General features: G+C 49.8%; 26 protein-coding genes, 1 other RNA gene and 1 pseudogene. 16 read left to right on the forward strand and 12 right to left on the reverse strand.

The annotated features are described in order from the left end of the window. Positions 1 to 7 precede the first annotated feature (7 nt). Positions 8 to 757 carry an SDR family NAD(P)-dependent oxidoreductase gene (locus DQW12_RS02730; protein ID WP_113906312.1) on the reverse strand — a complete coding sequence of 250 codons (750 nt, stop codon included), beginning with the start codon at positions 755 to 757 and terminating at the stop codon, positions 8 to 10. Positions 758 to 948: 191 nt separating this feature from the next. On the opposite strand from DQW12_RS02730, the gene DQW12_RS02735 reads away from it, so the two are divergent. Genes DQW12_RS02735 through DQW12_RS02745 form a run of 3 tightly spaced genes read left to right on the forward strand, consistent with a single transcriptional unit; the run spans position 949 to position 4,651 of the window. After that, positions 949 to 3,093, forward strand: a complete 2,145-nt coding sequence (locus DQW12_RS02735) for a protein-disulfide reductase DsbD family protein (RefSeq protein ID WP_113906314.1) — start codon at positions 949 to 951, stop codon at positions 3,091 to 3,093. A 31-nt stretch (positions 3,094 to 3,124) separates the two neighbouring features. After that, a complete protein-coding gene (locus DQW12_RS02740) occupies positions 3,125 to 3,745 on the forward strand; it encodes a thioredoxin family protein (RefSeq protein ID WP_113906316.1) in 621 nt (206 codons plus the stop codon). Next, complete coding sequence (locus DQW12_RS02745) at positions 3,746 to 4,651, forward strand: DMT family transporter (protein ID WP_113906318.1); 906 nt, start codon at positions 3,746 to 3,748, stop codon at positions 4,649 to 4,651. Positions 4,652 to 4,687: 36 nt separating this feature from the next. Here the strand turns inward: DQW12_RS02745 and DQW12_RS02750 are convergent, their stop codons facing one another. From DQW12_RS02750 to DQW12_RS02760, 3 genes are read right to left on the reverse strand one after another with little or no spacing between them, the layout of a single operon-like run. Then, positions 4,688 to 5,611, reverse strand: coding sequence for a M14 family metallopeptidase (locus tag DQW12_RS02750; RefSeq protein WP_113906319.1), 924 nt, complete (start codon positions 5,609 to 5,611; stop codon positions 4,688 to 4,690). A gap of 41 nt (positions 5,612 to 5,652) precedes the next feature. Next, positions 5,653 to 7,437, reverse strand: coding sequence for a hypothetical protein (locus DQW12_RS02755; protein WP_113906320.1), 1,785 nt, complete (start codon positions 7,435 to 7,437; stop codon positions 5,653 to 5,655). Further along, positions 7,415 to 8,362, reverse strand: coding sequence for a ChaN family lipoprotein (locus DQW12_RS02760; RefSeq protein ID WP_113906321.1), 948 nt, complete (start codon positions 8,360 to 8,362; stop codon positions 7,415 to 7,417). The genes DQW12_RS02755 and DQW12_RS02760 overlap by 23 nt, the downstream gene beginning before the upstream one ends. A gap of 80 nt (positions 8,363 to 8,442) precedes the next feature. On the opposite strand from DQW12_RS02760, the gene DQW12_RS02765 reads away from it, so the two are divergent. Further along, positions 8,443 to 10,176, forward strand: a complete 1,734-nt coding sequence (locus DQW12_RS02765) for a diguanylate cyclase (protein WP_113906322.1) — start codon at positions 8,443 to 8,445, stop codon at positions 10,174 to 10,176. Beyond that, positions 10,173 to 10,805, forward strand: a complete 633-nt coding sequence (locus DQW12_RS02770) for a fumarylacetoacetate hydrolase family protein (protein ID WP_113906323.1) — start codon at positions 10,173 to 10,175, stop codon at positions 10,803 to 10,805. Before DQW12_RS02765 ends, DQW12_RS02770 begins: the two co-directional genes overlap by 4 nt. A 10-nt stretch (positions 10,806 to 10,815) precedes the next feature. Here DQW12_RS02770 and DQW12_RS02775 read toward each other — a convergent pair whose 3' ends face one another. Then, complete coding sequence (locus DQW12_RS02775; protein WP_113906324.1) at positions 10,816 to 11,295, reverse strand: DUF4199 domain-containing protein; 480 nt, start codon at positions 11,293 to 11,295, stop codon at positions 10,816 to 10,818. Positions 11,296 to 11,474: 179 nt separating this feature from the next. Here DQW12_RS02775 and ssrA point away from each other — a divergent pair. Then, positions 11,475 to 11,827, forward strand: a transfer-messenger RNA (tmRNA) gene (gene ssrA / locus DQW12_RS02780). 3 nt (positions 11,828 to 11,830) lie between these two features. On the opposite strand, the gene DQW12_RS13440 is transcribed toward ssrA, so the two are convergent. From DQW12_RS13440 to DQW12_RS02790, 3 genes are all read right to left on the reverse strand, one after another. After that, positions 11,831 to 12,007, reverse strand: coding sequence for a hypothetical protein (locus tag DQW12_RS13440; RefSeq protein ID WP_157957831.1), 177 nt, complete (start codon positions 12,005 to 12,007; stop codon positions 11,831 to 11,833). A gap of 120 nt (positions 12,008 to 12,127) precedes the next feature. After that, a complete protein-coding gene (locus DQW12_RS02785; protein WP_113906325.1) occupies positions 12,128 to 12,493 on the reverse strand; it encodes a hypothetical protein in 366 nt (121 codons plus the stop codon). 9 nt (positions 12,494 to 12,502) lie between these two features. After that, complete coding sequence (locus DQW12_RS02790; protein ID WP_113906326.1) at positions 12,503 to 12,715, reverse strand: hypothetical protein; 213 nt, start codon at positions 12,713 to 12,715, stop codon at positions 12,503 to 12,505. 145 nt (positions 12,716 to 12,860) lie between these two features. Here DQW12_RS02790 and DQW12_RS02795 point away from each other — a divergent pair. Together DQW12_RS02795 and DQW12_RS02800 are read left to right on the forward strand one after the other, a co-directional pair. Further along, positions 12,861 to 13,295, forward strand: a pseudogene (locus DQW12_RS02795) (transposase); the annotation flags it as partial. A 391-nt stretch (positions 13,296 to 13,686) separates the two neighbouring features. Further along, positions 13,687 to 14,058, forward strand: coding sequence for a GreA/GreB family elongation factor (locus DQW12_RS02800; protein WP_157957832.1), 372 nt, complete (start codon positions 13,687 to 13,689; stop codon positions 14,056 to 14,058). A gap of 343 nt (positions 14,059 to 14,401) precedes the next feature. Here the strand turns inward: DQW12_RS02800 and DQW12_RS02805 are convergent, their stop codons facing one another. Further along, a complete protein-coding gene (locus DQW12_RS02805) occupies positions 14,402 to 15,073 on the reverse strand; it encodes a DUF1707 domain-containing protein (protein WP_113906329.1) in 672 nt (223 codons plus the stop codon). A 379-nt stretch (positions 15,074 to 15,452) separates the two neighbouring features. Then, positions 15,453 to 16,559: an MBL fold metallo-hydrolase gene (locus DQW12_RS02810; protein ID WP_113906330.1), complete on the reverse strand. Its 1,107-nt coding sequence runs from the start codon at positions 16,557 to 16,559 to the stop codon at positions 15,453 to 15,455. 199 nt (positions 16,560 to 16,758) lie between these two features. On the opposite strand from DQW12_RS02810, the gene DQW12_RS02815 reads away from it, so the two are divergent. From DQW12_RS02815 to DQW12_RS02840, 6 genes are all read left to right on the forward strand, one after another. Next, positions 16,759 to 17,523, forward strand: coding sequence for a nicotinamide mononucleotide transporter family protein (locus DQW12_RS02815; protein WP_113906331.1), 765 nt, complete (start codon positions 16,759 to 16,761; stop codon positions 17,521 to 17,523). Between the two features lie 19 nt (positions 17,524 to 17,542). After that, the gene (locus tag DQW12_RS02820; protein WP_113906332.1) at positions 17,543 to 17,932 is read left to right on the forward strand and encodes an MAPEG family protein; all 390 of its coding nucleotides are present in this window, start codon (positions 17,543 to 17,545) and stop codon (positions 17,930 to 17,932) included. Positions 17,933 to 18,021: 89 nt separating this feature from the next. Continuing rightward, complete coding sequence (locus DQW12_RS02825; RefSeq protein ID WP_113906333.1) at positions 18,022 to 18,150, forward strand: DUF3149 domain-containing protein; 129 nt, start codon at positions 18,022 to 18,024, stop codon at positions 18,148 to 18,150. A 99-nt stretch (positions 18,151 to 18,249) separates the two neighbouring features. Next, positions 18,250 to 18,642 carry a thiol-disulfide oxidoreductase DCC family protein gene (locus tag DQW12_RS02830; protein WP_113906334.1) on the forward strand — a complete coding sequence of 131 codons (393 nt, stop codon included), beginning with the start codon at positions 18,250 to 18,252 and terminating at the stop codon, positions 18,640 to 18,642. 157 nt (positions 18,643 to 18,799) lie between these two features. Beyond that, complete coding sequence (locus tag DQW12_RS02835; RefSeq protein WP_113906335.1) at positions 18,800 to 20,428, forward strand: S1 family peptidase; 1,629 nt, start codon at positions 18,800 to 18,802, stop codon at positions 20,426 to 20,428. 74 nt (positions 20,429 to 20,502) lie between these two features. Next, positions 20,503 to 21,993 (forward strand): DNA recombination protein RmuC, encoded by a 1,491-nt coding sequence (locus tag DQW12_RS02840; RefSeq protein WP_113906336.1) that lies wholly within the window; start codon positions 20,503 to 20,505, stop codon positions 21,991 to 21,993. Here DQW12_RS02840 and wrbA read toward each other — a convergent pair. After that, positions 21,990 to 22,589 carry an NAD(P)H:quinone oxidoreductase gene (gene wrbA, locus DQW12_RS02845; protein WP_113906337.1) on the reverse strand — a complete coding sequence of 200 codons (600 nt, stop codon included), beginning with the start codon at positions 22,587 to 22,589 and terminating at the stop codon, positions 21,990 to 21,992. The two genes, DQW12_RS02840 and wrbA, sit on opposite strands and share 4 nt — an antisense overlap. Positions 22,590 to 22,633: 44 nt before the next feature. Then, a complete protein-coding gene (locus DQW12_RS02850) occupies positions 22,634 to 23,761 on the reverse strand; it encodes a GNAT family N-acetyltransferase/peptidase C39 family protein (protein WP_113906603.1) in 1,128 nt (375 codons plus the stop codon). Between the two features lie 168 nt (positions 23,762 to 23,929). Here DQW12_RS02850 and purM point away from each other — a divergent pair, with 168 nt between their 5' ends. Further along, a complete protein-coding gene (gene purM, locus DQW12_RS02855) occupies positions 23,930 to 24,970 on the forward strand; it encodes a phosphoribosylformylglycinamidine cyclo-ligase (protein WP_113906338.1) in 1,041 nt (346 codons plus the stop codon). Next, positions 24,970 to 25,620, forward strand: a complete 651-nt coding sequence (purN, locus tag DQW12_RS02860; RefSeq protein WP_113906339.1) for a phosphoribosylglycinamide formyltransferase — start codon at positions 24,970 to 24,972, stop codon at positions 25,618 to 25,620. Before purM ends, purN begins: the two co-directional genes overlap by 1 nt. The last annotated feature ends 49 nt before the right edge of the window (positions 25,621 to 25,669 follow it).

Genomic DNA, 25,669 nt, shown 5'->3' on the forward strand with positions numbered 1-25,669 from the left:
GGTGGCTCTAACGAGCCACCATACCTCCGTCTACCGCCAACGCCTGCCCCGTTATAAATCCGGCTTTTTCTGAACACAAAAACACCACAGTTTGCGCCACTTCATCCACAGTCCCCATACGATTCATTGGGTGAAATGCGCCATACGCGGCTTCCATTTCGGGGTCTTTACCGGTCACTCGGTCGATCATGTCGGTATGAATTACCCCCGGACAAATAGCATTTACGCGAATATTTTGCTCCGCGTATTCAATCGCACCGGCTCGCGTGAGCTGAACCACTGCCCCTTTCGACGCGCAATAGGCTGGGCGCTCTGGAAAACCTACCAGTCCGGCAATAGACGAGATATTCACAATAGCTCCGCCGCTTTGCTTTTGCATAATCGCAATTTGTTCTTGCATACACACGAACAAACCGCGGGTATTAATGTTCATCACACGGTCGAAGTTTTCCATACTGCAGTCGGTAAACTTCGCCGCATCGCCTTCAATACCGGCATTGTTACAGGCGTAATCTAAGCGACCAAAGGTTTCGAGCGTACGCTGATGCAATTGGCGAACCGCCGCTTCATCACCCACGTTCACGTGCATGGCGACTACCCGTTGGCCCATGGCTTCAATCTGCTTGGCCACTGCCTGTAACTTTTCATCTTGAATGTCGGAGATCACAACATCGCAGCCCTGCTCGGCAAACAATAAAGCCACCGCTTTGCCAATACCAGCGGCCGCTCCTGTAACGAGTGCTACGGGGTTACTCATAAACAGTTCCTCTTTTATTCCAAGTGTATGTGTTCACTATGGCACAAGTACTTCGTGCATATCATGATCTACATCACGCTTCCCTTAATCGTGAAATACCCGATATTGAACGCATGTTGTGAGCAAAAACCTCATCTTTTTGTCTACAAATCACGTACCCTATACATCGAAACTCTTTAGCAAGAAGAAGAATGATGTCCATGATGGAAACTTATGTACGCTCGCTCGGGCTTTATTTACTCGTCACTTTAAGTGCGCTCGTCGTACTTGGTGCCAACACCACAGCAATGGCAGCACCACAAAGTCAATCAGAATGGGTACAGCAACCTCATCTTGAGGCGCGCTTATTGAGCGAGTTTAGCACCATATCTCGTGGTCACTTGTATACCTTAGCGGTGCAACTTGAGCCAGAAGCGGGCTGGCACACTTACTGGATGAACCCCGGCGATTCAGGCCTCGCCACACAAATTCAATGGCAAGGTCCTGAAGGCAGCTACTTCGACGCCATTCAGTGGCCTATTGCTGAAAAATTCAATATTGGTCCTTTATCGAACTATGGCTTTGAAGGCACCACCTATTTACTTACCGACTTTTCAATACCACAAAACTACGAAGGCTCTGAGGTTACCCTTACCGCGCAAGTCGACTGGTTGGTGTGCGAAGAAATTTGTATTCCCGGTAGTGCTGAACTCAGCGTTACACTGGCCATTGGGATGCCAAATCCGGCCAGCGAGAACACCGCCCATTTCTCTACCGCCCGCGCCCAGCTGCCAGAGCTTGTGGCATGGCCGGCGCAGTTTGATATCCAAGATCGACAAGTTACGATTGTTGTGAAGTCTGCCGACGCTGTTGCCATGGCCTCCGAAGCAGGCTTTTACGGTTTTGTAGGCGCGACAGAATTAGTTGAACATGCGGAAACGGGTCAAATAGATACCGCAGACGACATGCTCGTACTGCGACGCACACTCAACACCTACAACAGTGAAACGCCCGACTCCTTTGCCTTACAACTCACCCACCCGAACCGCTCCGTTGAGCTTCGGGTAAGTAGTGCGCAGCAGCCGGAGGCCGTTGACGCAGCAGCGCCTGCAGCAGCAAGCACTGGCGATGTTAGCTTTGGCTTGGTTCTGATATTCGCGTTTTTGGGCGGCCTTATTCTCAATCTTATGCCCTGTGTATTCCCGGTGCTGTCGCTCAAAGCTATGGCGGTGGCCAATAGCCACGGTAACGAAAAACGTGAAGCGCTTTGGTACACCGCTGGCGTTGTCGTAACATTCTTGGTTTTTGCTGGGTTATTACTCGCATTACGCGCAGCAGGCCAAGCACTTGGCTGGGGCTTCCAGCTACAAAACCCTTGGCTCATTGCTGCACTGGTCTTCTTATTCGTTGCCATCGGCTTGAATTTATCGGGTGTATTCCAAATGGCGACACGCTTAATGAGCGTGGGCCAAGGGATCGACACTCATACCGGCGCTGGCGCGAAGAAGTCATTCGCTACCGGTATACTCGCGGTGATTGTGGCAAGCCCTTGTACCGCGCCCTTTATGGGTGTTGCCTTGGGCTACGCAATTACCCAGCCGCCGGCAATTGCACTCCTGGTATTCGCCGTATTAGGGCTTGGCCTCGCCGCCCCCTTCTTGCTGATTGGTTTTATCCCCGCCATAGCGCGCTTATTGCCCAAACCCGGCGCGTGGATGGACACCTTCAAGCAGTGGATGGCCTTCCCCATGTACCTCACTACCGTATGGTTACTCTGGGTATTCGGTCGCCAAACCGGCATAGATGCTTTAACACTTTTGCTTATTGCCCTTGTATTCTTAGCAACCGCACTTTGGTGGTTAGGCAAGTTACAACTGCGCAGTCAGCCTGGCCTATTTAGCCGAATTCTCGTATGGGTGTTTTTGCTGCTCACTGCGCTTACTTATTACAGCGCACTGAACATGCCGAGCCAACCTACGGCAAGCAGCAACGGAACAGAAAATGGCCAAGTGAGCGGCCAAAATTGGCAACCATGGAGTGCTGATAAACTTGCCGAACTGCGCGCCAATAACGAAACCGTATTCGTAAATATGACCGCAGATTGGTGCATTACCTGTTTAGCCAACGAACGCGTTGCACTTAATGTAGACGCCACACGCACTTTGTTTGCAGAAAACGATATCGTTTATTTAAAAGGTGACTGGACACGCCAAGATCCAGCCATTACCGAGTATCTCGCACAATATGGCCGTAATGGGGTGCCGCTTTATGTGCTTTATGTACCCGGCGAAGCGCCCAAAGTTTTACCACAAATTTTAACGCCTGCTATTGTTCGCGAGCAGGTACTGTCACAATAATAGGTTCTGTTTAAACCGAGAGGATATTGCTATGAAAATATTATTAAGGTTATTGGCTCCTGTACTCTTTGTCTGTGCTTCAGTGCTCCCCTTTGCTACGCAGGCCGCACCGGAAATAGGTAAGCCAGCGCCCAACTTTTCTGTGGTGGATACACAAGGCACCACCCATAGCCTTGCCGACTTTGCCGGTAAAGCCGTGGTGTTGGAATGGACCAATCACGACTGTCCTTTTGTCATTAAACATTACGGCTCCGGCAATATGCAAAGCTTGCAAACCGAAATGACCGAGCAAGGTGTGGTTTGGTTGAGTGTGATTTCTTCTGCGCCGGGAACCCAAGGCCATGTATCGCCCGCCTATGCAGACGAGTTAACCGCGAACCGCAACGCTAAACCCACGGCCGTGCTGCTCGACGAGTCAGGCGAAATGGGTCGTGCTTACGACGCCCGCGTAACGCCGCACATGTATGTAATTAGCAGCGACGGTATTCTACGCTACGCCGGCGGGATCGACAGTATTCCCTCGGCAAACCCAGCAGACATTCCACGCGCAGAGCCCTACTTTGCTAATGCCGCACGCGCAGTGCTGGCCGGTGATAACGTGGAACGGCCAATTACTCGCCCTTATGGCTGCACCGTGAAGTACGCCGACTAAATGCACGCGTCACACTCAAACGCCGAACACATTAATCGCGGGATCCTATTTATGGTTCTCGCGGTTTTCTGTTTCGCCCTCATGGACGTAGCGATGAAGCACTTGGCAGGCCACCTCAGTACCTTTCAGGTGAGCTTTTTTCGTGGCGCAACGTCGTTGCCTTTTATTTTGCTTTGGTTAGTTGTGGCTAAACGCGTACACCGTATTAAGCCCGTACGCACAAAACTGCATATAGTGCGAGCGCTACTCACCATTGGCTTTTTAACCATGACCGTGATTACGCTAAGGGAGCTCCCGTTAGCCAACGCCTATGCCATATTCTTTGTCGCGCCGTTACTGATTACCCTGCTCTCCGTGCCGTTACTAAAGGAACACGTGGGCATTCACAGATACAGTGCAGTAGTGGTGGGCTTTATTGGCGTTTTGGTGATGCTGAATCCAAATGCCATGGGGTTTATGTCACTCGGGGTGATTGCTGGGTTATTGGCAACCTTAGGGTATAGTTTAGGTATGATTTTAGTGCGCTACATGCACCGCACTGAAACCTCAGAATCCTTAATGTTCTTTTTTGTGGTTGGCATTACCGTTGGTTGTGGGCTGCTGGCATTATTCGACTGGCAAAGTGTGCGCTGGAGTGACACAAAGTGGTTAGTGCTGCTCGGTATTTCTGGTGCTATCGCCCAATACTTGCTCACTGAGGCCTATCGACAAGCACCGCCGTCGGTACTTTCTTCATTTGAATATACAGCAATGATCTGGGCCATTGGGCTTGGCTATTTGTTTTGGAACGAACTGCCCGGCCTTTGGGTGTTAGCCGGTGTTGCCATTGTTATCGCGAGCGGTGTTTATATAAGCCATCGTGAAGCGGTAAATAAAGTTCCTGTAGAACGAAAACTCGAGCACTAAGGCTCGAGTTTTTACTTTGGTTGCTTCGGTAAGGCTTTAGCCGAGCGCTTTTAAATAGTCTAAAGCGCCGGTAATTGCTGCCACTTGCGCCTGAATACACTCCTCTGGCGTGGCATTAGCACTGTCTGGATACACTTCCGTAGTGGTTACAGAAGGCGCACCGGTAAAGCCCATGCATAAACCGTATTTTTTCGCCTGATAATAAATCAAACCAGGCGCGGCAATCGGCTCACCAATCAGCCGATTGTGTTCATCGGCAGGGGCAATATGGGTTACTTTCGCTACCGAGTCGAGCACCGCTTGCTGAAAGTTCTGCTCTGGCGCATCACTATTGCCCACCAAATAAAAACCATCTGGAATATTCCAGTTGTCGTTGGTAGTACCATCGCGGGCCGCGAGTGCGGGGCGAAACTCACTATTGTCGGTGTCGGTGGTTTCATGCAAATCAATATGCATCAGAATAGGTGTATTTAACGCCCGTACATACCGCATAATGGCTTCAGCTTCCGCTGCGGGTGCAGCGTCGGTAAACGAACGATTGGGGTCTACCGCAAATGGATTCCAGCGGTTAATGGTTTCATAACCCCACGGGCTAATACAGGGCGCCACTACCAAATTGAAATCGCTCTGGTAGCTTTTTGCCACTGTTGTTAAAAAGCGTAATGCACCATGCACACCGCTGGTTTCGTAGCCATGTACGCCTCCAGTGACCAGCACCGTTGGTTTGTCGTCTTGCCATTTGCGCGTTTTTACCACAAACAACGGGTAATTTTTGCCTGCAACGTCTTGGTACGCGAGTTCTCCATATTGGTGCACAATAAAGTCACCATTACAGGTTTCAACTTCCATGAGTACATCGTTACGGTACGAGCGCTGTCGTTGCTGTTCAGCCAACCATTGGCTTTTTTCTTCCGCTTGCCAAGGCTGCCCCAGCGTTCCAATTGGATATGGATTATCCATGCATACCACCTTAAATTTTGCCGAATGTTCCCGAGTGGGGGTTAATCGTTAAAATTTGAAATTCGAAAGCGCTCCTGTTCCAGCGCTTCCAGCGAATCAAAATAGGTATTCAACTGCGCGCTATAATACTGGCTTAACGCAGCTTTCACATCTTCTTTCACCGTGTCTAACGCAAGCAACATCTCGCTTTGTAGTATGGCACGATGTTGCACCTCGTCGAAAGCCACCAAGCCATAATCAATTGCCAACCACGACCCAACTGCAATTGCCGAGCCACATAAAGGTGCGAGCGGTCCACAGGCCGCTCCTAACGAGCTTGAGCCGATAGCCCCAGCTCGCAAGCCTAAACGGGTAAACAACGCGGCCATAACACGCCGAACACCGTGCCGACCGGTTACACGTGCAGCATACATGGCCAACCGAGCGCTCACCACAACCGCTGCTCCGGTGCCCGCCCCAGACCATTGCAACTCAACGTTGTCGAGTACATTAAGTTCCAGTGCAACCGGCTCAAAACAGGCACTGCTGGCATACAAGCGCTGCACAAAGTCCTCATGAGCGTGTTGTTCCGCTATCAGTTGCTGCTGCCACAATGCTGCCATGCGTTCATGCTCGAGCGCCAGCAGAGGCTCGAGTTCTGCCATCAGCTCTTGATTTGCCCGCTCTCCCAAAAATTCAGCAAACGAGGCTTCCGTTACCGAAGACGCAAGAAAGTAGCCTAGCTGCTGATACTGCCCCCGAATACTAAAATTCCAGTCTAAAAAGCGCTCCACCGCTTGGTCGCCATGGGCAAATACTCGCTCCACCACTTGATCAACCTCGCTGCTTACGGCGTCATCAAAGGCTTGTCGGCGTGCGTTTAGGCGTTCCGTTTGCGCATCTTGCAGTTGCTCGCGCTGTGCAGCCACGCGCTCTGGCGAACAGGGATCAACTACCTTTGCTCGCTCGGCCACGGCAAGCCAGCTCGACTGTAATTGCTGCCACGACGCAAAGTGCACACTCGCCGCCAGTGCTAAAGCGAGCAGCGCAAGAGCACTGGCACTGCGCCGGCTTAATGCGTGCTCACCAGAAACAGGCGACGAAAAAGCGAGAAAAATACCCAATAAAACCCACTGCAGCACTGCAAACTTCACTGCGTTCAAGGCTAAAAACAACCACCAGCCGTAATCGCCATGCTGCATTAAATGCCAACTTACCGCTTCGGTTGACGCCAACAAACCCACCACAGCCTGCTGCAACGACGGCTCCGTTCCAGCAAAGCGTTGAAACTCGTAAGTAAAGAGTTCGTTCGCCGTAAGGTGGCGTGTATCAGGAAAAAACACCCAAAAATATTCAACCACCACCAAGGCCAGCATAAACAGAATAAAAGTAAACCAAGAGGCTAGCCGAAGCGCTGCTATTCGCTGCCATTGGGCATGAACATGGGTTCGTAAGCAGGTTTCAGCGAGGGCACGAAGCACGGGAAATAAAAGCGCGAAAGCGGCAATAAGAAGCCAGTGGTGAGGCCGATAAAATTGCAGTTGCAACGACAATACATAGGCCGCTGCGACCGCGAAAAACCATAAACCCAAGCGCGACCACCCGCTGTCCCAAAAACGCCGCCGCACACTGCTGTTTTCATTCAAGGTATGGCTTAATATAGCTTGCCGCTTGAGCGTTCGAAGCGGGTTATAAAAGGCAAAAATTCCCCACGCGAGTACACAAACCCAAAGCCCGTAGCCCCAAAATGGCAACGTAATACGGCCTAGAAAAGTGCTCGCCAAAGCGATCATTACACCTACGGCGAGGGTTACCCCATAGGCTTTAGTTGCGCTTAAACGCAGCACAGTAGTCCACTTGCTCTATACCCGGTACAAAAAACAGCAGGTCGGCAGATCCTTGTTGATATGCTTTCGGGTCTTCACTTTCGCTCACCCCTACCAGAATAATTGTTCGCACGGGTACATTGTCGGCCATCCAAAGCGGCGCACCGAGGTCTGTGCGCACATGCCCAGAACCGGCAATGAAAACCCCTACCTGATCAGGCAACGCGTAGGCAATCATCTGCTGGGCCATAATTTGGTCGCGGGCAATTTGCATATCAACCATGGGCAGTGCACGTTCGGCACTAAACATATTGCAGTGGCTGGCGACAATTAAATCCGCCAATTGTTCGGTATGCGCCTCGCTGTAGTGGGCAATGGCTTCGTTGTTATGCTTAATTGCGTTCTTTTGTGCGTCAGACAAGTCACCAAAAATAAGCTTTGGCGACAACTCGAGGGCCGCCTTTACTTGGTTCTCATAACGCTCCCAGGGCCAGCCTTGGCTGGGCCAATCAAGATCTTGCGGCGTTACGCGTTCTGGCGTTCCTTGGTACGCGTTAATTGCAGCTTGCTGGTTGGCGGCAACCATTTCCATAGCCACGTGCCCAAGCAGACCGCGCTCGGCTAAATAATAAATAAAGTAACTTTGCACAAGGTGATGGTCGGGGTGGTCGTGCTGCTCTCCCAGCATTACCCAACCGCCGCGCGGTAAATAATGCGCAACTTCTCGCCACGGCACAAACTCCTCCGTAGCTGGGCTCCAAAACTTCCCAACCAAGGCATTATTGCGGTGTTCAGTACCCTGAAAAGAAATAGCACCTGGTCCTGAGCTGCTGCGGCTCGCTCGATCCTGCGACGGCATCAGCGTGCAACCGGCCAATAAAAAACTGAGCCACACCGCAACAAGCTTGAGTAAAACGCCTTGTTTGTACGCCATCATTGTTTTCATGAGCTGTTATTCCCTGTTTTTTTAGTTAGAATCAACAATAATTTAACCCAGCATTCCCTGCAACAGGATTAATTAACGCCATGCGCTCATTCTTGCTTCACACGCTATGGATCTCTTTATTTTTAATGCTCAGCAGCATGGCACAGGCAACCAGTAATTGCACACCCACAGTGTGTCCGTACACGGTCTCAGAACAGGCTAAGCAGCCGCTCAATCAGCATGTATTGATGTTCGAGGCCCCGAGCGACTGGACCATTGAGCAAGTGCACGAAGCGTATCTCAATCAGCAATTTCGCCCTGCCCTCGGCCAAGCCTCGGCAAGCGCTAGCACGAACGCAATTTGGCTGCGGCTCGAACTTAACGGTGTTCCTTCCGGTGCCATGGAGCAGCCTTGGGTGCTTGTTTCGCAATCAGTTTCCCAGCGGTCCATCGACTTCTATCACTATTCGCCCACAACCGGGCTCTGGCAACACCTGCCCTCGGGTATGCAACGCCCCTTTAGTCAAGGCCGCAGCGCGCCCTATCGGCATGCCAATATTGCGCTTTCCCTGTCGCCACAACACCCCACAATTGTGTATGTGCGCTATCAAGATCCAGTCGGTAATTTATTCCCACTAAAACTTATAAAGCCACAAACGCTAGCAACGCAAAACTTAAACGAGCATTGGGGCTTCGGCATTATTGTTGGTATTGTTTTGGGTTTGCTGCTGTATAACTTCGTAATTATGCTGCAACTCAAAGAGGCCAGCTACGCATGGTACGTACTCAGTACTTGCTGCGTTCTGCTGCTCATACTCGACGGCACCGGCTTTGGTCTGCAATACCTCACCCCTGAATTGGGGCAACCGCGTTGGATGGACCGCACTACGAGCTCTGTACTTTGGGGCGCTTGCGTTATTCAGTTTGCGCGCGTACTGCTCAACACGCGAGTTTTACACCCCATGCTCGACCGAACATTGCTTGCTTTAGCCGTTGTTTTTGCCGCCGCAACGGCATTGTATTTGCTCGGCTTTGAGCGTGTCGTCGGCACCCTCACCCGCCCACTCGCGCTGGTTGGCATTGCATTACTACTCAGTACCGCTACTTTAAGTATGCTCCGTGGTAACCGTACCGCAGTGTATTTCTTTGTTGGCCATGGCGTCGTGTTTATTGCCGCAGGGCTGATGGTTGCCCGCACGAACGGTTGGATAGCACCGCAAGAACTCAACACTTATATGTTCCCGGCGGCCGTAGCCTTTGAAAGCATTATTTTTTCCCTTGCCCTCGCCCATCGTATACAAACACTGCAACGCCAGCATAAAGCCGCCGTTGCCGACGCACAGCTTGATCCGCTCACCGATATACTCAATAGACGGGGGCTCGACCATGCTTTTCAACGTATTGTTCAAAACGGAAAAGGTGAAGTAGCCCTGCTGCTGCTCGATCTCAATAAATTCAAAGCTGTAAACGACACCTACGGCCACGACGTTGGCGATATCCTTTTGCAGGCCGTAGCCGCTCGTATTCAACACGCTACGCGCGGGCAAGATGCAGTTGCACGCTTAGGGGGCGACGAATACGCCATACTCTTGAACCGTGCCCATGTAAACGACGCCCTTGCCCGCGTAAAGGAACGCTTGCAAAAAGCCTTTGCTGAGCCGGTGCATCACCAAGGGCTAACCCTGCACATAGACACGTGCGTGGGCATAGCGCAAAGCCCAGTCACCAGTGCTGATTATAACGCCCTGTATCGTCAAGCCGACCAAGCTCTCTATCAACAAAAACAAGCACTCAAAAACACCCAACGCACTACAGTGAACGAGGCAAACGCATGAAGTACAGCAAAGTAGTTTGTATTGGCAGAAATTACGCGGAACATGCAAAAGAGTTGAATAATCCGGTTCCTTCCGAGCCCTTGCTCTTTATAAAACCCGCCGACACCTTAGTGCCTTTTGAAGATCCCATTGCAGTGGGAGGCCACAGTTGCGACGTGCACTATGAATTAGAAATTGCCGTGCTCATTGGCAAAAAACTGAAAAATGCCGATGCAGTAGACGCCAGTACCGCCATCGATGCGGTTGGTCTCGCGCTCGATCTCACCTTGCGCGACCTACAAAACCAACTCAAAGCCCAAGGGCACCCTTGGGAAAAAGCAAAATCCTTCGACGCCAGTTGCCCCGTGTCTGCCTTTATACCTAACGACAATCTCGACCTCACCGACTTGCACTTAGCATTAACCATCAATGGCGAGCTTCGCCAGTCGGGCCATTCCAGCCAAATGCTTACCCCCATTGTTGAGTTACTGCAATATGCCAGCCGCTTCTTCACTCTTAACCCCGGCGATGTTGTGCTCACTGGCACACCCGCTGGCGTAGGTGTACTCAACCCCGGCGACCAACTCAACGCCAGCCTTGCTAATAAACAAGGCCAGCTGCTTACTGTCAGCACAGTAGTGCAAGCTTGAGGCTTGGCGATTATTTTGAGCGCGTAAAAAACGCCACTATAGCGCTGGTAATTAGGCCCATAATGAGGGCAAAAACAAACGACTGCTGCATATAGGCGGCGAGGTTGAAGTAGGCAGCCGCCGCTTCAGCGGTCATTTTTTGCGTCGCCACCGCATGACTTTGCATGGTCCCAAAAAAGTCCGGTGAAATAACGCGGTGAATAATCAACTGCACTAACGGGCTTAGTATAGCCACAACAATAGTCACGCCTAACCCCGTGCTGAGCCCCTGAACGTAACTCATCGAGCCTTCAAACCGCCTTTTACGAGCGTCTTGTAACGCCAATACATACACAGCCACGGCTATCAATGAAAAGATCATGGTGAAAAAGGCATGCTGTTCAATACGCGGCCCATGAAAACCGAGCAAACGCTCAATAATCATCCATGCCACCATTGAAAGTGAAAACACCAGCCCCCATTTAAGTTCTATCGCGTAACGTTGCAGCATAATTTTCCTTGTTGTAGTTGTTAGAATGCGCGAAGAAATAGTAGCAACAAACCTAAGTGTATGCGCTGCAAAAAATAGTACAAAGGAAGAAATTTGCAGATAGCCGCGGAACCTTTGTTTTGTTACACTAGTCGAAGTTGTAAGAAGCGTTACACAGAAGCTGTAAAAGAAAGAACACTGGGGCTGATTTGGATTCGACGAGATACAAAAAGCTTTAGGTGCATGCCGAGGTGAGGCTGGCCTCGTAAAAAGCCTCAAACTTATAGTTGCAAACGACGACAACTACGCTTTAGCGGCTTAATCCCCGCTAACCATCCACTCAGGCTTTGTCTGTAGGCAGAGGTTCGGATGGTCATAAATACGGACTCGCGTGGCGGCTTCGCTCGGAGCTTAAACGTTAAAACCAATCGAGCTCGCTGTTGAAAAGCCTGTCGCTCGGCGTTTCACCAGTTAACCAAAAGAGTCGACTAAGCATGTAGTACCGAGAGTGGCGGTATAGCGGACGGGGGTTCAAATCCCCCCAGCTCCACCAAATCTAGAAAAAAGGCTCGCACCTAGTGCGGGCCTTTTTTTTTAGACCAGCATACAGTGTAAACGCAGTCAGCACATAGGCATCTGAGTTTACTGCTGCAATGATAGCTGTTCCCCCCGGCACTAACGCTACAACGCGCATTAGATCGTTTTGGATTTTACTGTTTTCTTCTTTTTTCATATTACTCCTTAGCACCGCCTGCGTACGTTGTATTTATAAAAAACAACACCCAACACGGTGATAAAGAGATTCTGGTACCCCAATGCGGGAGGAAATCTCCCGTGCTGGGGTTGGTTTACGTTATTGGCTGATAATAGAAAGCACGCGATGCGCTTCTTTTATCGCGTGGACCTCATGCAGTGGATACCAAGGATTTCCCTCATGAGGTGGTTTCGCACGACCGACAATGAGGTACCGACAAAAATCAGCACCATCATTCATCGCTGCATTCACTGAGTCATAGACTTCTTCATGAATCACATCACCTTCACTGTCTTGAAAACATCCGACAGCTTTCATGTGAAACTCACGAAAAAGCGCTAATTCCTCTGGATTTAAAAAACCTTCAGGCGCTTCATTAAGCTCAATAGAGCCTTTTGATTTACCTTTACGGTTTTGCTGAATCTCTACGAATACATCGCGTGGTTCTTTAAGAGCTACACACATAACGCCCCCTTATTGCCCAGTAAAGCCCCACGCAAACTCAGTGAGCTCGCTTCGATACATTAATGAGTCAGAACACTCCACCACGGTTACGTCACCTTCGATATAAACGTAAACAGTGTGCTCTGAAGGAATGCCTACAACCGCGACACCTTCATTCTGAATAATGTATTCAGGTGATGGCTTACCGTTGATATAGCACGCGAAGAACATTCCAATATCCATGATAAAAGAGCGCTCTTTCACCAACGCACCAGAGGGACGTGTTAGTGCATCATTCTTTCTGTAATTTCGCCTGAGCTGGAAAAGGTGCAGGTCAAAGTTTATCCTTCTGATTTACTGACCAAAGTAAATTGAAAGAGGAACCACAATGACCTGCGATATACAGGATAGATCGATTGGCGATGTTTTGGAATTATTGATTGAACAAGGCTTGGACGGTACAGCCAAAGCGATCAGTATTTTACTCAATGAAGCGATGCGGTTAGAGCGAGAGCGACACCTTGGAGCAGGCCCCTGGGAGCGTTCAGAAGAGCGCCAAGGGTACGCCAACGGTTATAAGAAAAAGTCGCTCCAGAGCCGTTTTGGCAAGCTCGATTTAAGTATTCCGCAAACCCGCGACACGGATTTTTATCCAAGTAGTTTAGAGCGAGGTTTGCGCTCTGAGAAAGCGCTCAAGCTGGCATTAGCAGAGATGTATGTGCAAGGTGTGTCGACGCGTAAAGTGGCACGTGTGACTGAAGAGCTGTGCGGCTTTGAAATCAGCTCCACTCAATTGAGCCGCGCCGCACATGAGCTCGATGTGCAGGCGTGTAGGCTTTTCCTGCTGGAACTTCGGTAAGCTTACTTAAAGGGCTGTTGCTCACGCTTCACCTCCTTCAAGCCATGCCTGTAATTGACGTGCAATGACACGACTGTAAATCCCCCCAGTGTGAAAGCGCCCTGCTCCCCTTGCCTTTTATTTTAACGGGCTATGATGGCTACTCACGTATTAGAGGTCGCCATTTTGGTAACATTGTTTAAATTTAGAAAAACCAGTTGGAGCCGTTCCCCCACCTTTCCTCGTTAAGGCCGGATAGCGACTATCCGGCGATAAAATCCTGTTCGATAAATTCTTTGTTGGTTCGGTTGGAGATAATGCCGTGCTTACGCGTATGTTCAGGTTTTGCAAAACCTCAATTTGCCCAAAAAGTCCCATGCTTCACGACGCTTCACTACAACTGTTGATGGACGATTTGCAGCTCGCGACCTTACTCGATCGTTTAAAATTATCATCCACTCCACAGGCGAGCTTAGAGCGGCGCGTCAGAGTGGGCAGCTATGTCACCATAGCGTCTCCAGACTTTAAAGACACCTTCGATGTACAAATCGTTGACCCTGACCAAAGTAACCCCGTACACAGTCGGATTTCTTATTTATCTCCCCTCGGTTCGGCATTGCTTGGACTACGACTCGGTGCCGAGCTCACTGTACCGACGAGCTCCAAACCTCGTGGTAACAAGCCAACTGCCAGCACGCAGCAAAAGTGGATTATTACCGATGTGCGTCAGCACCCAGGGAACTTTTAGTCTAGCTATACAAAATTGAGGAGGGTAGCGCCATGAAGTAGCCAGCCTGTTGGATGTCATTCTGCCCATATTGGCAGAGAATGTTTAACATGTTAGAGGTGAACTCATGAGTAAAGAAAAGGCGAAAAAGCCTGCACAAAAAACTTTAAAAGAAAAACGTCAGGAAAAACGAAAGAAGCAAAAATCAGAGTCATAGCTCTGTTGTCGTAAACTGACACAGTCGGGGCTCTGCACGGAGCCCCTTTTCGGCCTCGCAACTGCTAAAGGCACTTCCTTCTGCACCCGCATCGAATGTTTGCCGTTAATCGCTAGTTCACATTCGCTTTGCCAGTATTTCAGTCACTCACGACATACTAGAGTCGTTAAACGCCTGTTTAATGCTGTTGGCGAAGGCTACGAACTTTTCCTTCATGGTTTTCTTCACTTTCACGTCGATAGAGCTTAAAACCGACCACCCCTCAATGGTAATCATGGGCGCCTGTTTACCGCCCATGTTGGGTGCGGAATGCTCAGAGGTACTGACAAAATTGGAAATCGAGGTTGTTACGTTCACGCTTTCTGGCACCAGAACATCGAGAGAACTTAATACATTGCGAACACGAATGGTCACATGTTGGTGCTGGAAAACCGCGTCGCTAAAATCAAGTTTAGAAGCACCGAGTACGCCCACAACAGTGATGACACGAGGAACCACCCAAGCGCCAGTGCGCTCTCCGTTACTCAACACAGAAATTATTTTCTCATTTTCGGAATCGTTTCCGGCGCGGTCATTTTTAGCCAGGTAATGTGGCGTAAATTGTTTATCCTTGTAGGTGTCATACTGGCTATCGGCTTCCATCGGTAAGTCTTCTACTAGCGCAAGCAATTCAGCGTGAACATTACTTGCGCTCGCTTCGTCGAGACGTCGTTCAAAGGCTTCCGAAGAAATAACCCCGTGGCTGTAATTCACGATCAGTTTGTCTATACACTCTTCGCGCACCTGTTCGATAGGTCGGTCTTCTAATTTTACTGGCATGAGCTTTTCCTCTAAGGCGTTCAATTATTGTAGTGGTGCTGAATCCTTTTGGCGATAGGCGTTCTTACAGTTAGCGCAACAGCATCAGCGTCGATAAATTCTTAGGTCAACAGAAGCAAGATTCGCGCCTATTACAAAAACCATAAATTTCAATCATTTAGAGAAACAAGGGGTTATTTAGAGTAGTGATTTAGGCTATTTTTTAGCAAAATCCACGTAAACCTTGGCCCAATCGGGTGGGGAAACAAGTGGTTTAAACATTTTCACGTGATTGTGCCATTTGCTTCAACGCTTCAAGTAAGTTTTTCTGCCTTTTGCTCTAAGTGCTTTGACATAGCTGGGCCTATGCAAAATAGGCCCACTTCGTATAACTCATAGCTTAAAGTGCCACTGCGTCGCCTTCGTTAAGCAAATACAAAGGAACTTGGCTCTCTAGCCGCTCATGCATGTTCAACAGCCGAATGAGTGGCGCGTGTGAGGAATGATCGCCCATTTGCCAACTGGCATTGCCATACCCCCATGGAATCATAACCTTACAATTTAGCTCCTCGGCCGCTACTAATGCGTCTTCTGGGGTAGTGTGCACATAGCGGTACCACCCGCCGTGTTTTTCGTGGTGATACGACGCAATAGGAATTAAACACACATCAATGTCGCCATAGTGCCGCTGAATGCTTTTAAAGTGATCGGAATACCCTGTGTCGCCCGCATAAAATAATGTATTGCCCTCATGCTCCAGTATCCAACCACCCCACAACGCCTGCTCGTCGTCGTTATAGATAAACGGAATCCACACTCGGCTATTAAAATGATGCGCAGGCACTGCATGCACCGTGGTTTCCTTCATTTGCACCTTGGTAAACCAGTCCATCTCGTACACTGAAAGTCCTAATTTCGGTAAGTACGGCGCGGTGTCTAAATGCACAAAATAGGTTGGCGCATTTCCCAAAAACCGAATGTCGCGTTTACTAAAATGGTCGTAATGCAGGTGGGAATAAAGCACCGCGTCTATCTTTTCACGTTGCTCCTCTGGCAACCATTCGGGCTGCGCTCGCTTATGCCCGCCGGTTATACGAAAGGCGAAATCTATCGGTTGGTCGAATCCGTCTGACACCGGATCAATAAAGAATTGTTGTTGATCTGGTGTGGTAATCAAGAAGGTCGCGTGCCCTAACCAATGCACCTCAAATCCGGTGTCGAGGCCAGGCTGCTTGTTTTCTCCAACAAACCGACACTGTTCGCCGTGCCCGCTTTCGCGTTCGCTTTCGCACGCCACTAACGCGTGCGGCTGATAACACTGCTCGGTACAGGTAAGCGGGTATTGCGCTCTTTTTGGAAATAAATTTTCATATCGACCGTCGTGAGCTTTTTGCGTTGCGCCCTCGGCAGGCACAACCCGCGTTATGTTATTTGGGCTTCCTATTAACGAACAGGCCGGTAATACTAAACTCACCACAATAAGGAAAAACACGCTTCTTAATTTCATTTTTAGTTCAAACCTTTTTATTTTTTACGTAAAACAAGCGCTGCACCCTAGAAGCAACCACTCGCGAGCCGTGCGTACTGACTTAAAAGAGCGGCTTAAAAGAACGGCTTAAAAGGGCGGGTTAGAAAAGCGGGTTATACTAACGCAGTCTTTCTGTTACACATAAGAAAACCGTTCCTCAATAGAAAAAGGCAAACCAATGAAGGTTTTGAACAACATAATAGGCCCATGGCAAAAACCTTGGGCAGTTACCTGGTTCCTCTGCGGTGCACTGGCACTTGGTATAGGGTTTTGGGTGAGCACCGAGCGTACCGGGCTCGACCTTTTTATGCTTGTTGTTGCACTTGTCGGGTTGGTTTGCGTGCTGGCCTTGGCGTTTCGTCGAAATACTGCGGGGAATGGGCTCGGCATGCTCGCCAATATAGGTGAAGTGGTGGCACAAGGCCGCAGTGGCGCTACGGGATTGATGCTTGCGCCGCTCTTCTACTTTGCAACCCACCTGTACGGATTTTTTGCTTGGCGCCGCGCGCAAGATGAGTACGGCCGCATGACACCGCGCAAAGCCGGAGTTTTGGTTTGGCTCATCAGCGGCGCTTTTATTGCGCTCGGTTTGGCCATTTTTCCGTGGCTCAATACGCAACTCCAGCAGTTCAGCTTTATTCCAGCCGGCAACGAGATTGCGCTTCGCCTCGCATTTGTTGAGATCAGTTGGTACCAAATTAACGTACTGGCTTTCGTGTTGGGCGTTACCGCGCAAACCACCATGATTTTACGCTATGCCATTAGTTGGACCTTATGGATCATCGTCAACTTCGTGTGGCTCGCTGTGAATGTAGCCAACAACAACACTATTTTCGCAATACAAACTATGATTTACCAAGTTAATGCCATTATTGCCTTGTATGCGTGGTGGCAGTCCACAACAACCGTAAATCAAAAACCACAAGTCAAACACCATAATTAAAAAACAATAAGGACCCACTATGAGCCATTTATTTACCGCGTTATTTATTGCCATGTTACTGCCATTTTTAGCAAAATTGCCGTTAATTAAAGCCATGAATAACGAAAAAGGCGGCTACGACAACAACAATCCCCGTGCCCAACAGCGGGCTTTGAAAGGCTTCGGCGAGCGCGCGAACGCTGCTCACTATAACAGCTTCGAAGCATTAGCTATTTTCGCCCCTGCCGTGCTCGCAGTTGCCGTACTCGGCCAAGTCGACACTACCGCCATTGCGCTCGCCTACACTTTTGTCGTAGCTCGCGTTGTATTTCTTATTTGCTACTGGACCGATAAAGCCACCCTGCGTTCACTCGTGTGGGCAGTGAGCATGATTGCAGCTTTTGTAATGATGGGCCGCGCCATTTGGTAAACGCTTTGTTGATCCGCGTCAAAGCATAGAACTGAAACAGCACGTACCATAGATTCATAGCCTATTCGGTGACCTACCAAGGAGATGTTATGAATCTATTTGCTGAGTTCTTTCGCGACCCTGTGCTGTTTTTTTCATTCACAGGTCTCGCTGTTTTATTTGGTATTTGCGCGTTTTATGTCATTTACTTTATTCGCAAAACGAACGCCGGCGAGTGAACTATAGCGGCTCTGCACGCGTAAACTATAACACTCCCCCACGTTGTTGTGGTTTACGCAATTTGCGAAAACATTTGCGAAAATAAAAGGCAGAGTAAAATGCGCACCCCAAAACTCACTATATTTTACGACGGCGGATGCCCGCTTTGTGTTCGCGAAATGAAACATCTCAAGCGGCTTGATCAGAACGGTAAAATGGCATTTGAAGACATTCTTGCCGCCGATTTTGAAGCCCGCTTTCCGCATGTAAGTATTGAAAATGCTAATCGTATTTTGCATGGCATGAACGGCAATGGCGTTATGCTGTATGGCCTCGACGTAACCCATGCGGCGTGGTCTTTAGTAGGCCGAGGCTGGCTCACAGCACCGATGCGCTGGCCATTAATTCGCTGGGTTGCCGACAAAGTGTATCTGTGGTTTGCCAGAAACCGCTACACAGTATCTAAGGTGCTTACTGGCAAGGCACGCTGCGAGCAATGCTCAATCGACTGATTGCGCATAATACTTTCTCAGCACTTTTCAAACTCAATACTATACGCCAGCGGCTTTTTTTATTAACGTACGGCTTTATTTCATTTTTTCAATAGAGTTCATTGTGAATCGTTTCTTATCAGCAGCCGCGGCTGTCTTGTTTTTCTCGCTTTCGTGCATGCTTTCCTGGTTACCTGCTGCGCAGGCACAGTCATACAACGTAGACGCACTTTCTCACGCGGTTGTACAAGTGGAGGTGCCCGACGGCGCTGGCTCCGGCACGCTCGTTATTCAGAACAATAAAGCTTACGTATTCACCAACCGCCATGTTGTAGAAAATTACCACACAGCTACCATAGCCGTATTACTCGACGTTACCGAGCCCGCAGTTACGCTCTTCAATGCCGAGTTACGCGGTTTTTCACTTAATTACGACTTTGCCTATTTAGAGCTAACGCAATACATTGAAAACCCTGAACAACCCGAGCCTTTTCAAATCAGTCGGCTAAAAGAAGGCCGCTACGGCTTTTCTTTGCCAGCATTGCCGTTAAACGCGGGTTTAGACGTAGGCCGGGGTGAAAACATTGCTATTTTTGGTTACCCAGGCCTGTTAGACAGTGAATTGGTGTACACCACGGGCATTATTGCCTCGCTGCAATACGGCACACTCAACGACCAGCGCATACCCATGTGGTATCGAACCAGCGCGGAAATGTCTCCCGGAAACAGTGGTGGTTTAGCGGTCAACAGCCAAGGTCAGTTTATTGGCATTCCTACCAATATTGCCCAGGAGCATGAAACCGGCGGCCGGCTCGGGAATTTGCTCGCTCTGCCCTTCGCCCTTGCGCTCATGCAAGATGAAACGGAAATGACCACAGACTGGGCGCTTTATCGTAGCACCCACGACCTTGAGCTGACACCGGCTGCAGAGCCTGCTTATGGAGTGCTCAGCGCCAACAACAGCGCATTGGCGAGCGGTGCGACCACGCAAATAACCGCTGGCGGCAACGTATTGGTGAATTACCTTGGCGAACAATGCGCGGGTTATGCCGCAAATGCTCCCGACTACCGCGTAAACCTAAGCGAATTACAGAGCGTCTTGAGCGTCCAATTCGAGGCGACGAATCAGGGCGACGACACCACCCTGATTGTGCAAGACCCTGCTGGGCTGTGGCATTGTAATGACGATTTTAACCAGCTTAACCCCGCACTGAGTATCCACGACGCAGAACCGGGCAGCTATTCAATATGGGTGGCAAGTTATACTGAAGGAAACTTCTATAACGGTACACTCACCTTGTCGAACCGTGAGCTTCGTAACCATAGTCATAACCATTCGACTATTGTCGAGCAGGTCTTTACCGTCGACAACAGTGCACAACTTACCTTAGAAGCTGAGCCTCGTTTTGGCTCCTCAAGTCTTCATCACGACATTGAGCCCCGTCAAGTGCGCGTTGCAAGTAATGCCGGTGGCGTGGTGAATATGGCGAATCAGCCAATGAGTGAATGCGGCGGCTACGCGGGTGCGGCAGCAAACTACAGCGTGAGCTGGCAGTCGAACAGCAAGCCCCTATTTATGCGGTTTATTAGCAATTCGGCCAGCGACGACCCTATGCTTTACGTGCTCACCCCCACAGGTGAATGGTACTGCAACGACGACGCAAATAGCGAAACCCTGCAACCTGAACTAGTACTTAAAACTGCCCCAGCGGGTCTTTATCGTATTTGGGTGGGTACTTTTCAAGAAGGCGCAGAGTTACAAGGCCATTTAATAATCAGCAGCGAACATCAACCGTTAAATCAATAGCGCGTGCCGACATCAGTTGTCGGCAGCTGTGTTACCTTATGCCGTTAAGAACATAAACCGTTTAAGGGGCTCACATGGAATGGTCGACACCACTCATTATTTTTTTAGCAAGCAGCGCGGTTGCCGCTGCGATTATCGGCTATCTTACTGGTTGGGGGCTGACCAACCAGAAAAAGCATGCGGTTGAGCGGTTACTTAGCAGTGCTCAGGCTCAGCTGCAAAGCACCACAAGCCAGCTGAGCGAGCAACGCCAGCTAACCGAGCTGCGCGAAAGTATGATCGAGCAGCTGCAAACCCAGCTTAACCAACTCAAAATTGAGCACGAACGGCTGGAAACCACGTTAGAAAAACGCGAAGAAAACTATCAGCAGCAGCTTGCTCAACTGAAAGACGCGCGCGAGTCTTTAACCAAAGACTTTGAAAATATCGCCAATAAAATTTTTGAAGAAAAAGGCAAAACCTTTACTTCAACCAGCAAAGACAGTATCGACGTATTACTAAAACCGTTTCGTGAACAAATTGAAGGCTTCCAGAAGCGCATTAACGAAGTTCACACCGACTCGGTTCGCAGTACCAGTACCCTCTCCGCTGAAATTAAAAAGGTTATGGATATTGGCCTTGCCATGAGTCAAGAAGCGAATAACCTCACCTCTGCATTGAAAGGCGACTCTCAGCAACGTGGCGCTTGGGGCGAGGCACAGCTCGAACGCACACTCGAAATGAGCGGCTTAGTTGAAGAAGCACATTACGAAAAACAAACCCAATTTACCGATGCGGAAGGCAAACGCCGTATTACCGACTACCTCGTAAAGCTGCCTGATCAGAAACACATTATTATCGACAGTAAAGTTTCGCTTGTCGCATACGATCGTGCGGTGTCGGCCAACTCACCCGAAGAATATAATGTCGCTATGGCTGAGCACGTAAAAGCGGTACGCGCTCACATTGATGATCTCTCCAAAAAGGATTACACCAATCTTATTGGTATGCGCAGCCCAAGCTTTGTGCTGATGTTTATGCCGATTGAGCCGGCCTATATTGAAGCCTTAAAAAACAATAAAGACCTGTTTGAATACGGCTACAAAAAGAACATTGTTCTGGTGTCGCATACTACTCTTATTCCGATTTTGCGCACGGTGTCGAATTTATGGATGATGGAGCGCAGTAACTCCGAAGCCCGCGAGATCAGCGAAAGCGCTGCGGAAATTTTTAACCAAGTCTGTATTGTCGCCGAACGTCTGCAAAAACTCGGCAATACACTCAACACTGTCGGCACACATTACAACAGCACGGTAACTGCCTTGGCCGGTCAGCAAGGTTTGCATGGTAAGGTTTCACGCTTTAAAGATCTCTCGTCAAAAGTATCCAAGTCGTTACCTGACTTGCAACCAAGCTATACGGACTTTGAATCAGAGCGACTCTCGCTTATTGTTGAACCCATAGAGGAGCCCGTTGAAGGGGCCAACAGCGCACTGAGCGATCAAACCTCAACTGAAGCGAGTAAAGACAAAGAGTCCGGACCGACAGCCTCGGACTCCAGTTCTAATGCGAAAATAGAAGACTAGGCCACCAGCTTTTTGGCAATTTTCGCGATATGTTCACCCTGAAAACGGGCTCCATCGAGCTCGTTCTCCGACGGTTGCCGTGAGCCGTCGCCATTGGCCAGTGTAGAGGCACCATACGGCGAACCACCGGTAATCTCGTCCATGCGCATTTGGCCCTGAAAGCTATACGGTAAACCCACCACAACAAAACCAAGGTGTAACAGCACCGTATGGAAATTTAACAATGTACTTTCTTGGCCACCGTGCTGCACGGCGGTGGAGGTAAACACCCCGCCAACCTTGCCCACTAAGTCGCCGTTCGCCCACAAGGCGCCGCATTGGTCGAGAAAGTTCTTCATTTGCGAGGCCATCATTCCGAAGCGTGTGGGAGTACCGAAAACTACAGCGTCGTATTGCGTCAGATCGTCAGGCTTTGCTATCGGTGCTGACTGTTCGAGTTTATATCCTGAACTTTGCGCCACTTCAGTTGGCACCAATTCAGGCACACGCAGAATATCAACGTCGGCGCCACCATTGCGCGCGCCTTCCGCAACGGCTTGCGCCATTTGCTCAATATGACCATAACTTGAGTAATAGAGAACCAATACCTTTGCCATAACATCTCCTCGCTATTGTGTTAATTAAGCCTGCGGTGTGTTGTTCAGGCTTTATCAGCAGAGAGTACCAAAGCCGTTCGCAGGCGGCTACTGCCATAACCAAAGGCCCGTAAGAAAGTTTCGCAGGGTACCGGCAAATACTGTCGTTCAGTTTGCGTTTGCCAGGGTAAAAGATCGTCGTCTGGGTCGTTAATGTATACGAACTCTTCGTCGGCTGCGGTTACCACCACCCAGTGAGGCGCTTTCGTTTGGTCAAACTGATAGGTACTAATGAGAGTAATAACCACACAGCCTTCTGCGAGGTGCGCGCGCAGTTGTTCCAAACTGTAGTCTTCAATATGAACGGCTACACCGCTTTGTGCCAAGGCATGAATGTCTGCGTTCTGAATGCGCTCCATTACCTTTCGCTTCGCCTCATTGCGCACGCTGTCCAGCATAACGGGGCCACTTTGGCTCACCCACAGCTCAACATTTAAACCGCGTTTGTGCGCGGCGCGCGCCAGACCATGCGGGCCACAACCGCCATGGCCCGAGGTCATGTAAATGGTGGTGGCCTCACGCCAAATTTCAAGCTCTTCAAACTCTGGGTGCGGTACCGGGTGGCCAAAATGCGCCAATGCCATTAACAAACTGGCCGGCCCACACGTAAATTCTGTGCTTTGGGTTAAATAAGGCACAAGTTGCGGCACGTCCGAGGAGTCGAAAAAATGCAACTGCTTTTGCAACACCAGCGCGTCGGAGGCATCGTCGAAATAAGCCGCCTTCAAACCAAGCTGTTTGTATCCTCGCCCGCTACAAAAGGCGAGTGACCCATTATCATTGGCGTTCACTTCTAAGCGTAAAAACAAAGAATACGTGTTACGGGCATGATTCTCTACATAAGCCATAAGTTCTGAACCTAAGCCCTGCCCTTGCCAGTCTGGGTCAATAGCAAGCGAATACAAACGCGCAAGCCGAGTTGCTTTACGATACAGCAAAATAGCGTAGCCAACGCACAGCCAGCCCTGCGGTTGGGCAACTTCAAGCACAACGCATTGCCCCTGTTCATGGTCAATAAAACGCCGAAAGCTGCGCCGGCTTAAGGCGTCATAAGGGGCACTGCGTTGATTAATCGAAAGCAAAGCGTTCAGATGTGTTCGATGGGCTGGAATAATGCGTCGGGTGGAGCTCATAGGTCGGCCTGTAACCGAGAAAAACACATGCATTTGACGCCAATTCAGAAGGCTTAGCAAGAGCCCTACAAAAAAATATTTCAGTTTCCGTTCAAGGAAGCGCCCGCTGCTGTTAAAATACGCACCCAACCTGGCCACCTAGCCCTACAGAAAAACTGAGGAACTCTCGTGAGCGAACAAAAACAGTCGTTAAGCTATAAAGATGCGGGCGTTGATATCGACGCAGGGAATGCATTGGTTGAGCGTATTAAGCACGTAACACGCCGCACTCATCGGCCCGAAGTAATGGGTAATATTGGCGGTTTTGGTGCCTTATGCGAAATTCCTGAGGGATACAAGCAACCTGTTTTAGTATCGGGCACCGACGGGGTGGGTACTAAATTAAGACTCGCTATCGACCTCAAGCAACACAGCGGTGTGGGTATCGACCTCGTGGCCATGTGCGTTAACGATTTAATTGTTCAAGGCGCGGAACCCTTATTTTTCCTCGACTACTACGCAACCGGCAAACTCAATGTCGACGTTGCCGCTGAGGTTGTAGCAGGCATTGGCGAAGGTTGCGTGCAAGCCGGTTGTGCATTAATTGGTGGCGAAACCGCGGAAATGCCTGGTATGTATGAAGGCGATGACTACGATTTAGCCGGCTTCTGCGTAGGCGTAGTGGAAAAAGCCGACATTATTGACGGTACTAAGGTTACCGCTGGCGACGCCCTCATTGGGGTCGCTTCGAGCGGTCCTCACTCAAATGGGTATTCGCTTATTCGTAAAGTACTCGAGGTGAGCGGCGCTGATCTCAATGAACAACTCAACGGCAAACCACTGTCGGAGCATTTAATGGCCCCGACTAAAATTTACGTGAAATCTGTACTGGAACTCATTAAAGCGCTACCGGTGCACGCGATTTCTCACATTACCGGCGGCGGCTTCCAAGAAAATATTCCGCGTGTACTCCCAGCCGGAACCAAAGCGGTGGTTGAGCGCAACAGTTGGCAATGGCCTGCTGTGTTCGGTTGGTTACAAGAGCAAGGTAACATTGCTCGCGACGAAATGTTCCGCACCTTCAACTGTGGTGTCGGCTTAGTGATTGCAGTTCCCGCTGAGCAAGCAGAAGCAGCAGTTAAGCTACTCAATAACGCTGGCGAAAGCGCGTGGGTACTCGGCAAAGTGGCCGACAAAGCCGATCATGAAGCGCGGGTGGAATTTATTTAATGGCGCAAGAAAAACGTATTGTGGTGCTGATTTCCGGATCGGGCACCAACATGGTCAATATTGTTGAACAGTGTCAACTTGGTCGTATTCAAGGCTCTGTGGTTGCCGTAATAAGCAATAAAGCGTCGGCGGCAGGGCTGGAAAAAGCAACGCAATTTGGTATTGCCACGGCTGTCGTTGCACATCAAGACTATAGCGATCGCAACGACTACGACCGTGCGCTGGGTGACTGTGTAGCGTCGTTTAACCCCGACGTGGTGGTATTAGCAGGCTTCATGCGCATTCTTGGTTCTGAGTTTGTCCGCCGCTTTACCGGCAAGGCCTTAAATATTCACCCGTCTTTATTACCCAAATACAAGGGGTTACATACCCACCAACGGGCGTTGGAAAACGGTGATTCAGAACACGGCGTAAGTGTTCACTTTGTTACCGAAGAGCTCGACGGCGGCCCTGTTATTTTGCAAGCCAAAGTACCGGTATTTGCAGGAGATACAGTTGACGACTTGCAAGCACGCGTGCATGAGCAGGAATATCGAATTTACCCGCTGGTGGTAAATTGGCTTTGTAGCGAGCGGTTAACGCTCACCGTACAAGGCGCAGTGCTAGACAACAACTTACTTGGCCAAGCAGGCTATGCCGCCGACGACTAACATCGGCGGGCTTAAAATCGAAAGGCATAGAACATACGTTCTGTGCCTT

This window comes from Aliidiomarina celeris, assembly GCF_003316875.1.
Lineage (GTDB): Bacteria > Pseudomonadota > Gammaproteobacteria > Enterobacterales > Alteromonadaceae > Aliidiomarina > Aliidiomarina celeris.